This is a genomic window from Coprococcus sp. AF102-57, from assembly GCF_027686195.1.
GTDB lineage: Bacteria > Bacillota > Clostridia > Lachnospirales > Lachnospiraceae > Allocoprococcus > Allocoprococcus comes.
In genome coordinates this window covers 1,376-10,858 of the sequence record NZ_JAQCSY010000042.1, presented here as the reverse complement: position 1 = coordinate 10,858, position 9,483 = coordinate 1,376, and the positions used below count along the sequence as shown (strand labels likewise).

The following is a 9,483-nucleotide window of genomic DNA, read 5'->3' as shown; positions in this document are numbered from 1 at the left end:
TGACTTTTTATTTGCAGGCTATTTTTTATTATTTAGCACGTTTCTTAGATTCTACATCAAAGATAACGGCTGCAAGAAGTCCCATGTTTGTATAAGCGATAAAGTACACTTGATACCCTTTTACTGACCGGCGCATCACTGCGGATCGTGATCACCGGAATATTCTGTTCTTCTGCCTTGTCAATCTGTGCGGAAACCGCTTCTTCATCGCTCACCTGTACAATAATCCCATCTACCCTGGTCGCAATTGCCATTTCCATCAATTCTTCTGTCGAATATTCACCCGACAGTGTCTCACCAAAATTCTCGATCAGGATCCGGTCTCCTTTCCCGGCATCTTTGGCTCCCTGGTATATCTTCTTCCAGTTTTCTTTATAACTTTTCATCTTCCGATTCCTGCTTTCTCATTTTACGGAAATCACTTGGTCTTACTCCATATTTTTTCCGGAATGCTTTGGCAAATGCTCTTCCGTCCGCAAATCCACTATGTTCTGCAATTTCCTCAACCATCGTATCACTGCTTATCAGTTCTCGGTAGGCATATTCCAGACGGATTCCCTGAATATATTCTTTATAGTTGATTTCTGCATATTTGCGAAACATCCGTGACAGATAGGTCGGCGAATACCCGAAGATCTGTGCCAGCCCTTCCAGCGAGAGATCTTTCTGATAATTATCCTTGATATAATTCGTGATCGTAGAAAGTCGGTTCCTGTTCTTGTGATCCCGCACGATCTCCGCACTGACATCAACCTTCCTGTATTTTGTCACCATCAGATAGACCAGCATATAAAAATAGCTCTGTACCTTTAATTCATACCCGGTTTTCTTCTTCTGATACGTCACATACATCTTTTCAACCAGTTCAACCAGTTGTTCATCCTGTACGCGTTCGCTGTGGGTAAAACAGATAAACTGCTCGTCCGTATAATACCGTTCAAATGTCTGAAGTGGCATCTGCAGTACGATCGTCTTATTCGGAAACGGTGCCGAAATCGAATGCAGCTCATTAGAATTCACAATCACAAATGATTTTTCATCTAAATGGATATCTTCTTCATTGATATAAAAATCCAGCTTTCCTTCCAGTACAACAAACATCTCGATCGACCGGTGCCAGTGCTTTTCCCTGACATAATTTCCGTCTTTTCCTTCAAATAAAAACATCCGGAATGGCAGATCTTCATTCGGCAGAACCAGTTCATGTGAAAATTCCATCTAATTCATCCCCTTCTCTGTACATTCTCTGAGCAGTTTCATAGCATCCTCATACTTTTCAGCAGGAACACCTGCACAGGTGAGTAACATCCTGTTCTTCTCCACTTCAAGAAATGTCATTCCTTTCTTTTTTGCTTTTTCTGCAATCTTTTCTGCAGCGCAGTCCTCCGCAAAGGTCAACTGTACCATAAATCCTGCAGCACCAACCTGTACATCCACATCTTTTCCTAAAATCTTTTTTGCACTGTCCGCAAGCTTTTCTGCCTTTGCCAGATGGATCTTCCTGGATTTACGGACCTGACTCGCCAGATGTCCGTCACGGATAAACTGTGTCAGTGCGATCTGCTCGGCCTTGGATGCAGTCTGATTGTAATTATTTTTTCTTTTTTCGTAAGTTTCCATCAATTCCGGCGGCAGTATCATATAACTGATCCTGATAGACGGAAGCAGCATTTTGGAAAATGTTCCCAGATAAATGACATTTCTTCCTCCCGAAAGTCCCTGCAGGGACGGAACCGGTTTCTGAAAATATTTGAACTCACTGTTATAGTCATCTTCAATGATCAGAAAATGCTCTTTTTCGGCGCGTCCGACCAGTTCCAGTCTTTCCTGGATCGGCATCACCCCACCAAATCTTGTCATCTGTGATGGTGACACGTAATACATTCCAATCTCTTCTTCCGCACTTCCTGCAATCCGGTAGTTATGATCTTCAAAAACCGTCATTCCCTGTACAAACTCACTGTCCCTGAAAAATACGGTTCTCTTTTTATGATTCAGTGGGCACAGAATATGCAGAAGACTCTGTATACCGGCACCGATCACGATCTGATCCGGGCTGCAGATCACACTTCTGGTCTTCTGAATATATTCAGACAGTACTTCCCTGAATTCCTGTTCCCCCTGCGGTTCTCCATAAGAAAGCAGTCTCTCATCCTGACGCATTGCGCTCTTCATATATCTCCGCCATAATTCAAACCGGAAACTCTCTTTATCTACATTTGATGTTGCAAAATCATAGACAACCGGATTCTCCTGCTTCCTTACATGCCGGCTTGCAATCTTTCTGCCCTCTTCCTGCTTCTCGGCAATATCCGTCACATAATATCCACTCTGCGGTCTGGACACAATATAACCTTCTGCTGCCAGAAGCATATACGCATTCTCCATCGTCGTCCGGCTCATCTGCAGCTCGCTTGCACCTTTACGGATCGATGGAAGTTTTGTCTCTGACTTCATCTGCCCGGATAGAATCAGATTTCTGTAATAATGATACACTCTCAGATACCGGCAGTGTTCCTCATTCTGTAATTCCACTCTCATAACTGACCTCTAAAAAATATTTCTTTTTGTATATTTTACAAATGACACTTTTATTTTATTCTATATAAAACACATAAGAAATGCAAGAATTTTTCACTTTGTATTTCGGAAAGGATACTTCAATGATAAAACGAGTCGCTGTTATCAATGATCTGTCCGGTCTTGGTAAATGCTCTCTGACAGCTGCGATCCCGGTTCTTTCCGTCATGGGTGTGCAGGCCTGTCCTCTGCCAACGGCAGTTTTAACCAATCAGACCGGCTACGACAGCTATTACTGTACGGACTTTACCGACAAGATCGATCATTACACAGAAGAATGGCAAAAACGTGGTCTTACCCTGGATGCGATCAGTACCGGATATCTCGGCAGCGCAGATCAGGCGGAAAAAATCCTGAATTTCTGTGAGAAGTTCAGAACCCCTTCCACTCTGCTCTTTGTCGATCCGGTCATGGGAGATTCCGGTGTCAAATATGACATTTTCACTCCCAGACTCCAACAGCAGATGCAGAAGCTTGTATCCCATGCCGATGTGATCACGCCAAATCTTACCGAGCTGTGTCTTTTAACACACTCTGATTTTGTAGGGCTTACCAAGTATAAGGACGAACCGGATTATCTGGACCGGATTGCCCGGATTGCCGCTCCTTTGAAAGAAACGCAGATCCAGACGATCATCGTCACCGGTATTCTTTATCAGGCTCCTTCTGATGATACCGTAAAATATTACAATCTGGTTCTCGAGAACGACCAGATAAGCGTCATTTCCTCTGGAATTCACGGAGGAAGCTATTCTGGCACCGGTGACCTGCTCTCCGCTGTCGTATGTGCTTCGATGGTACAGGGAAAAAGTGCAGCTGCAGGCGTGGAAAAAGCATGCCGGTTTATCGAAAGATCTCTGATTGACACCGTTGCCGACCAGATTCCGCGCAATGATGGAATCAATTTTGAATCCCATCTTTCTATGCTGCTTGACTGACATTTACAAAATAAATAAAACCCAAGGAGGTAACTATCATGTCATCTACAACCATTAACAATCCAGAACCATCTGCAAATGCACTTTCTCATCAGAAAGTCTCCAGACTGACTTCAACAGCTCTTTTTGCAGCACTGATCTGTGTGACAACTGCTTATATTTTCCATATTCCATTTGGTGTAAATGGCGGATATATACACATCGGAGATTCTCTGATCTATCTTGCCGCTGCATTTCTCCCAACACCATATGCCATGTTTGCTGGTGCAATCGGCGGTGCCATGGCAGATATCCTGACTGCTCCGGTATATGCACCTGCAACCTTCATCATCAAGATGCTGATCTCCCTTCCGATCACATGTAAAAAGGACAAGATCGTGAATGTACACAACTGTGTCGGCGTTGTTGTTGCCGCTGTAATTTCCTTTATTGGATATTATATCACAGATGTAATCCTGTTCGGAACCTGGGGTGCACTGATTCCTTCGATTGTAGGAACCCTTGCCCAGTCAGGCGGAAGTGCTGTGATCTTTATCATTCTTGGTTCCACTCTTGACAAAGCCGGTTTCAAGAGTACAATGAAAAACAAATTTGGAATTTAGCCAAATATTTAATTCTACACAAATGACAGGTGGTTCTTGAATATCCGCCTGACTTTCAAAGAGGAGATTTTATTATAATGTCAGATATTATTTACACATTTAAAAACAATGCATATTTTAACATCACCAACCGCTGCACTTGCAAATGTATTTTCTGCATCCGTAACGAGCATGAAGCCATCGGAGAGGCAACAGAACTTTGGCACGACCACAATCCTTCTTTCGAAGAGATCAAGGCGGCTATTGATGCTTTTGATTTTACAAATTATCCGGAAGCCGTCTTCTGCGGCTACGGGGAACCGACCTGTGCCTACGATAATCTGATTGCTGCTGCAAAATACATGAAAGAAAAGCATCCCGAAGTTCTCCTTCGCGTCAATACCAACGGACTTGGCGAACTCTTCAATAAAAAGCCGATCGCAGAAGAAATGGCAAAATATATCGATGCCGTATCGATCAGCCTGAATGCGCCAACTGCAGAGCGTTACCAGGAAGTTACACAGCCTTGTTTTGAAAATGCATTCCCGGATATGCTTGCTTTCGCTGAAAAATCCAAAAAGTTATTCTCTTCTGTCCAGTTCAGTGTGGTCAGCATCATTTCACAGGAAGAAATCGATGCGTCCCAGAAACTCGCAGACGAGATGGGGATTCCGTTGAAAGTTCGAATTTATTCGTAAGTTCATTCTCTTTTCTACTATAATTAACAAAGGGACGGCTGCCATACTTTGCGCTGTGCTGGCAGAAGGACCAAAAGAAACCGGACTAATTCCATTATGCAAACCATTCCGATGAGCCTCTTAAGGCGAAAATCGTGTTCAGCAAAGGCTTCCACGATTTTTGAGTCTCATCTCCATTGCATAATAAGTGAATTAATCCGGTTTCTTTTGGTCCTTCTGCCCTTCTAGTGTATTCCCGTCAGCCTGATTTTTGAATGCTTGTAGCAAAGCGAATGAACAGAAACTTATTCATTCCGGTTGTTATTCTCCCTTTCAACTCTGGTTCGATGTTTGACGGCGTGGTACATGTTTTTCAATAAATGCCCGATAGTCGAATGTTTCCAACAAAACAACAGACTCCTCATCCCTTCTCAAAGTTTTCGCCTGCTTCGTTCTGAATTGCTGTTATCTTACCAATATCACCACATTTTATTCGATAAAGTTCAAAGAGCGCCAGCCACAAAAGGAATCGTTCGGATTCTATTTTGCGCTATGGAGATGAGACTCAAGAAGCATGGAAGCCTTTGCTGAACATGCTTCCCGTCCTAAGAGGCTCATCGGAATGATTAGCGCAACTTGAATCCGAACGATTCCTTTTGTGGCTGGTGCTCACTCAACCTCTATCATTCGCCAAACAAAAATGACCATATACTTTCGTATACAGCCATTCTGTGTTCTCTCAAAGAGAAAACTTTCACATTTTTATCCAAAGATTCCTCCGATCACAACGTAAGACAGGATATACATGATCACCGATGCCATGCATACGCCGACTACGATTGCTCCGAAAGCTTTTTTCCAGTCGATGCCAAGGAGGGATGCGACAAGAGCTCCGGTCCAGGCTCCGGTTCCCGGAAGCGGGATTCCTACAAAGAGTACCAGCCCCCAGAATTCATATCTGCTGATCCGATCACTTTTGCTCATCGCTTTTTTCTCCAGCTTTTCTACAAGCGGACGGAAAAGGCGCGTCTTGCGCAGCCATGCAAAAATCGGACGGATCAGAAGCAGGATAAACGGAATTGGGATCAGGTTCCCCACCAGACAGATTGGGATTGCACGCCAGGTCGGGATATTTAAAAACGCCGGACCTGCCGCAAGGATTCCTCCCCTGAGCTCCAGAATCGGAATCATTGAAATAATAAAGATAATCAGTTCTTTGGCAGCCTTGCCACCCAGATGGGTTACAAACCACTGTACTAAAGTTTCAGTCATACAAATCTCCTATTTTTTACTTATTAAATCGGTGTTCGACGTGTCAATAAGCATAAATTGCTTATTTGTGTAAGCACAAACGCAATTTATGTTTTTAACACTTACATCATATATTCACGGAGGAAGGCAAAGAGTGCTTCCATCTCTTCTCTCGTACCGATCGTCACACGCAGATATTGCTCAATCCGCTCGCTTCCCCAGAAACGCACATAGATTCCTTTTGCTTTCATTGCTTCAAAGAGTTCTTTTGCATCGTATTCCGGATGTGATACAAAGATGAAGTTTGCGCTTGGTTTTGGAAATACAAAGCCGAGCTTTTTGAATTCTTCTTCTGCCCAGTCTCTTGTCTCCACAATTTTACGTGTTGTCTCAGCAAAATATTCTTTATCTTTTACCGCTTCTGCTCCGTATACCAGAGAAGTTTTGTTCATAGTATAAGAATTGAACGAATATTTTGCATCGTTTAAATACTTGATCAGGAGCGGACTTGCGATTGCATATCCAATACGCATTCCAGCCATCGATCTTGCCTTTGAAAATGTCTGCGTAATGATCAGGTTGTCATATTTGTCCAGAAGCGAAAGTGCTGACTCTCCTGCGAAATCAATATATGCCTCATCCACAATCACAATAACATCCTGGTTGTGTCTGATGATATCTTCCACAAATTCCAGATCTTCATAGATGGATGTCGGTGCATTTGGATTCGGGAAAATCACACCACCATTTTCCGGATAATAATCTTCTTTTATGATATGGAAGTTTCCATCTACCTTCTTGCATTCGTATGGAATCCGGTAAAGATCCGCCCATACTTTGTAGAAGGAATATGTAATATCCGGAAAGAAAACCGGTTTTTCCGAGTTAAAGAAGGTAAGGAAACACATAGAGAGAACATCGTCAGATCCCACTCCCACAAAAACCTGATCTTTTCCAACATGATAAAAGTCCGCCAGTGCACTGACCAGTGTATCAGATGTCGGATCCGGATACAGCCTTAAACTGTCCACATGACCCTCCAGCTTTTTCATTGCCGCAAGAACTCCCGGTGCAGGTGGGTACGGATTCTCATTGGTATTCAGTTTGATCACTTTTTTCTGTGGCTGTTCACCCGGAACATAAGGTTCTACTCTTCGGATATTTTTCTCAAATTCTCTCATCTTGCTTTCTCACCTTTCTGTCACATCTTTTGCTTTTGTCTTATCCTAGCTGATATTCTTTTGCAAGCTCTTTGAATTTCGGCAGTGCATTTACGATTGTCTCATAAGCTACACAATATGCAATTCTGACATATCCTGCACATCCAAAAGAACTTCCCGGTACTAGAAGCAGATTATATTTTTTTGCTTCCTGGCAAAATGTCTTTTCATCCTTGATCGGAGTCTTCATGAACAGGTAAAATGCACCCTGCGGTTTGACACATTCAAATCCACATTCTATGAGTCCCTGGTAAAGAGTCTCCCTGTTTCTGTTATAGTATGAAATATCGGTTTTCTCATGCAGACATCTTGCAACTACCTTCTGCTGCAGGGTTGGCGCATTGACAAATCCAAGAATACGGTTTGCAACATTTGCTGCTGCAATGAGTGTCTCTGAATCTTTTACATCATCCGGAATCACCAGATATCCGATTCGCTCTCCCGGCAGGGAAAGAGATTTACTATAAGAATATCCTACGATCGTATTGGCATAATACCTGGTCAGATACGGTACATCCACACCATCATAAGCAAGTTCACGGTATGGCTCATCAGAGATAAGATAAATCTCTGTTCCGTATTCGTTCTGCTTCTTCTCCATGATCTCTGCCATCTTCCTGATCGTCTCTTCGGAATAGACAACACCGGTCGGATTATTCGGTGTATTAACGATCACTGCTTTTGTCTTCGGTGTGATCTTTGCCTCAAATTCATCCAGCTTTGGCTGAAAATCTACGGTATTCGGTGAGATTTCAACCAGAACACCGTCAAAATTATTGACATAACTTCTGTACTCTCCAAAGTACGGTGCAAATGTGATCACTTCATCTCCCGGATTTAACAGTGCTTTTAAAATAACATTCAGTCCGCCTGCTGCGCCAACTGTCATCGTAATATTTTTTGCTGCAAATGCAGTACCAAAACGCTCATTCAGTGATTCAGCTACAGCCTGGCGAACATCTTCATATCCCGCATTGCTGTTAGTATATCCATGAAGCACCAGTTCATCTTCTTCATCCAAAATATCAAGAATCGCCTGCTTTACGGCTTTCGGTGCCGGTACATTTGGATTACCGAGACTGAAATCAAATACATTTTCCGGTCCGTAAATTTTTGCAAGACGATTTCCCTCTTCAAACATGGCGCGAATCGCCGAGCTGTTTGCCACCATATTTTCCATCTTCTTAGATATCATCTTTTGCACACTCCTTTTCGCTGTCTTCTTTTAATGTCACAACACCTTTTTCTACCATAAATACCGGTTTGTAGGAAAGCTTGGCCTTTCTTAATCCTTCTTCTCCAACATCATCTTCCCGGTTGGTATATTTGTATTTTCCGGCAATTTCATGCTCTACGAACTGCTGGTTGATCATGGTATATGCACCTTCAATATCCGCATAAGCTTTTTCGATATGAACCACAAAGGTATCGTCATTTACCGCTTCTCCAATCGTAAATGCAACAATCTCATCACCAACTCTGAGCAGACCTCCGATCAGGTTCAGTTCTTTGTAAAGACGCAGTGAATTGAGTGTTACACACATCTCGGAATTCTTCTCTTCATCATCTTCACAGCCATTCAGATTCCGCCATTTCAGTGCCATCTGAAAACACTCTTCCAGATTATCCTCTGTAATCGTTTCGTAACTCCAGTTATCTCCGTGAAGTGCTTTAAATTTATTGACGTGATTCCGCTTGCCGTGCAGCTTTTTACCGGAAAGTGTTGCAAGTTTCTCACTTTCATAGACATAATCCGCCTCATCTCTGTGATAGGTGATGTCGAATTTACCCGGGAACCATGTTTCCAACTTGGCGAAATTCTCTTTTGTCACCCCATACAGACAGAATGGAACGCCTTTTTCTTTCTCCCATTCCAGAATATCTTCGATGGCGGCTTTTACGTCCTCATCTTCACCTGCCGGAAATGCATAGCCATATCCTGCACTATTGTCCCGGAACAGGAGAACATCGTTATATTGTGCAAATTCTACTTCGTAAAACCTTGCCCACAGATATACATTTGCAAAAGTACGGTCGCAGCTTCTGCTTGAGTACTTTTTGAAATAGGAATCGATGAGATCCTGGTCTGTCAGTTCTGGTCTTTTAAATTTTGCTTCTGCCATAAAAAATCCTTCCATATTCCGCTTTTTCGCGGTACTGTCTGTTAGTATACCACATTTTGAGTGGATTTTTGCGGTTTTCTTGTATTTTTTTGTGTTACTTGTAAAGTTAGTGA

General features: G+C 42.8%; 10 protein-coding genes. 3 read left to right on the top strand and 7 right to left on the bottom strand.

The annotated features are described in order from the left end of the window. Positions 1-56: 56 nt before the first annotated feature. The 3 genes from PGZ10_RS16395 to pdxR are packed head-to-tail and all read right to left on the bottom strand — an operon-like array spanning position 57 to position 2,541. Positions 57-386: a substrate-binding domain-containing protein gene (locus PGZ10_RS16395; RefSeq protein ID WP_270541895.1), complete on the bottom strand. Its 330-nt coding sequence runs from the start codon at positions 384-386 to the stop codon at positions 57-59. After that, a complete protein-coding gene (locus tag PGZ10_RS16390; RefSeq protein WP_055247852.1) occupies positions 373-1,218 on the bottom strand; it encodes an AraC family transcriptional regulator in 846 nt (281 codons plus the stop codon). The genes PGZ10_RS16395 and PGZ10_RS16390 overlap by 14 nt, the downstream gene beginning before the upstream one ends. Next, entirely contained in the window at positions 1,219-2,541 is a 1,323-nt protein-coding gene (pdxR, locus tag PGZ10_RS16385) for a MocR-like pyridoxine biosynthesis transcription factor PdxR (RefSeq protein WP_117836279.1), read from the bottom strand. 122 nt (positions 2,542-2,663) lie between these two features. Here pdxR and PGZ10_RS16380 point away from each other — a divergent pair, with 122 nt between their 5' ends. From PGZ10_RS16380 to PGZ10_RS16370, 3 genes are all read left to right on the top strand, one after another. Beyond that, positions 2,664-3,518 (top strand): pyridoxamine kinase, encoded by an 855-nt coding sequence (locus PGZ10_RS16380; RefSeq protein WP_173826534.1) that lies wholly within the window; start codon positions 2,664-2,666, stop codon positions 3,516-3,518. Between the two features lie 38 nt (positions 3,519-3,556). Further along, the gene (locus PGZ10_RS16375) at positions 3,557-4,120 is read left to right on the top strand and encodes a TIGR04002 family protein (RefSeq protein WP_117824769.1); all 564 of its coding nucleotides are present in this window, start codon (positions 3,557-3,559) and stop codon (positions 4,118-4,120) included. 77 nt (positions 4,121-4,197) lie between these two features. Continuing rightward, the gene (locus PGZ10_RS16370; RefSeq protein ID WP_173685086.1) at positions 4,198-4,797 is read left to right on the top strand and encodes a TIGR04100 family radical SAM protein; all 600 of its coding nucleotides are present in this window, start codon (positions 4,198-4,200) and stop codon (positions 4,795-4,797) included. Between the two features lie 741 nt (positions 4,798-5,538). On the opposite strand, the gene PGZ10_RS16365 is transcribed toward PGZ10_RS16370, so the two are convergent. The 4 genes from PGZ10_RS16365 to PGZ10_RS16350 all read right to left on the bottom strand — a co-directional run bounded on the left by PGZ10_RS16365 (position 5,539) and on the right by PGZ10_RS16350 (position 9,370). Next, positions 5,539-6,048: a COG2426 family protein gene (locus PGZ10_RS16365; protein ID WP_022220948.1), complete on the bottom strand. Its 510-nt coding sequence runs from the start codon at positions 6,046-6,048 to the stop codon at positions 5,539-5,541. Positions 6,049-6,149: 101 nt separating this feature from the next. Further along, positions 6,150-7,208, bottom strand: a complete 1,059-nt coding sequence (gene hisC, locus PGZ10_RS16360) for a histidinol-phosphate transaminase (RefSeq protein WP_270205691.1) — start codon at positions 7,206-7,208, stop codon at positions 6,150-6,152. 40 nt (positions 7,209-7,248) lie between these two features. After that, positions 7,249-8,442: a pyridoxal phosphate-dependent aminotransferase gene (locus PGZ10_RS16355; protein ID WP_008369542.1), complete on the bottom strand. Its 1,194-nt coding sequence runs from the start codon at positions 8,440-8,442 to the stop codon at positions 7,249-7,251. Next, a complete protein-coding gene (locus PGZ10_RS16350; protein ID WP_270541894.1) occupies positions 8,432-9,370 on the bottom strand; it encodes a DUF2156 domain-containing protein in 939 nt (312 codons plus the stop codon). Before PGZ10_RS16350 ends, PGZ10_RS16355 begins: the two co-directional genes overlap by 11 nt. Positions 9,371-9,483: the final 113 nt, after the last annotated feature.

Bases quoted from the DNA above. Each gene is read 5' to 3' on its own strand.
- PGZ10_RS16395 (WP_270541895.1), bottom strand. From the start codon at position 386: ATGAAAAGTTATAAAGAAAACTGGAAGAAGATATACCAGGGAGCCAAA.
- PGZ10_RS16390 (WP_055247852.1), bottom strand. From the start codon at position 1,218: ATGGAATTTTCACATGAACTGGTTCTGCCGAATGAAGATCTGCCATTC.
- pdxR (WP_117836279.1), bottom strand. From the start codon at position 2,541: ATGAGAGTGGAATTACAGAATGAGGAACACTGCCGGTATCTGAGAGTG.
- PGZ10_RS16380 (WP_173826534.1), top strand. From the start codon at position 2,664: ATGATAAAACGAGTCGCTGTTATCAATGATCTGTCCGGTCTTGGTAAA.
- PGZ10_RS16375 (WP_117824769.1), top strand. From the start codon at position 3,557: ATGTCATCTACAACCATTAACAATCCAGAACCATCTGCAAATGCACTT.
- PGZ10_RS16370 (WP_173685086.1), top strand. From the start codon at position 4,198: ATGTCAGATATTATTTACACATTTAAAAACAATGCATATTTTAACATC.
- PGZ10_RS16365 (WP_022220948.1), bottom strand. From the start codon at position 6,048: ATGACTGAAACTTTAGTACAGTGGTTTGTAACCCATCTGGGTGGCAAG.
- hisC (WP_270205691.1), bottom strand. From the start codon at position 7,208: ATGAGAGAATTTGAGAAAAATATCCGAAGAGTAGAACCTTATGTTCCG.
- PGZ10_RS16355 (WP_008369542.1), bottom strand. From the start codon at position 8,442: ATGATATCTAAGAAGATGGAAAATATGGTGGCAAACAGCTCGGCGATT.
- PGZ10_RS16350 (WP_270541894.1), bottom strand. From the start codon at position 9,370: ATGGCAGAAGCAAAATTTAAAAGACCAGAACTGACAGACCAGGATCTC.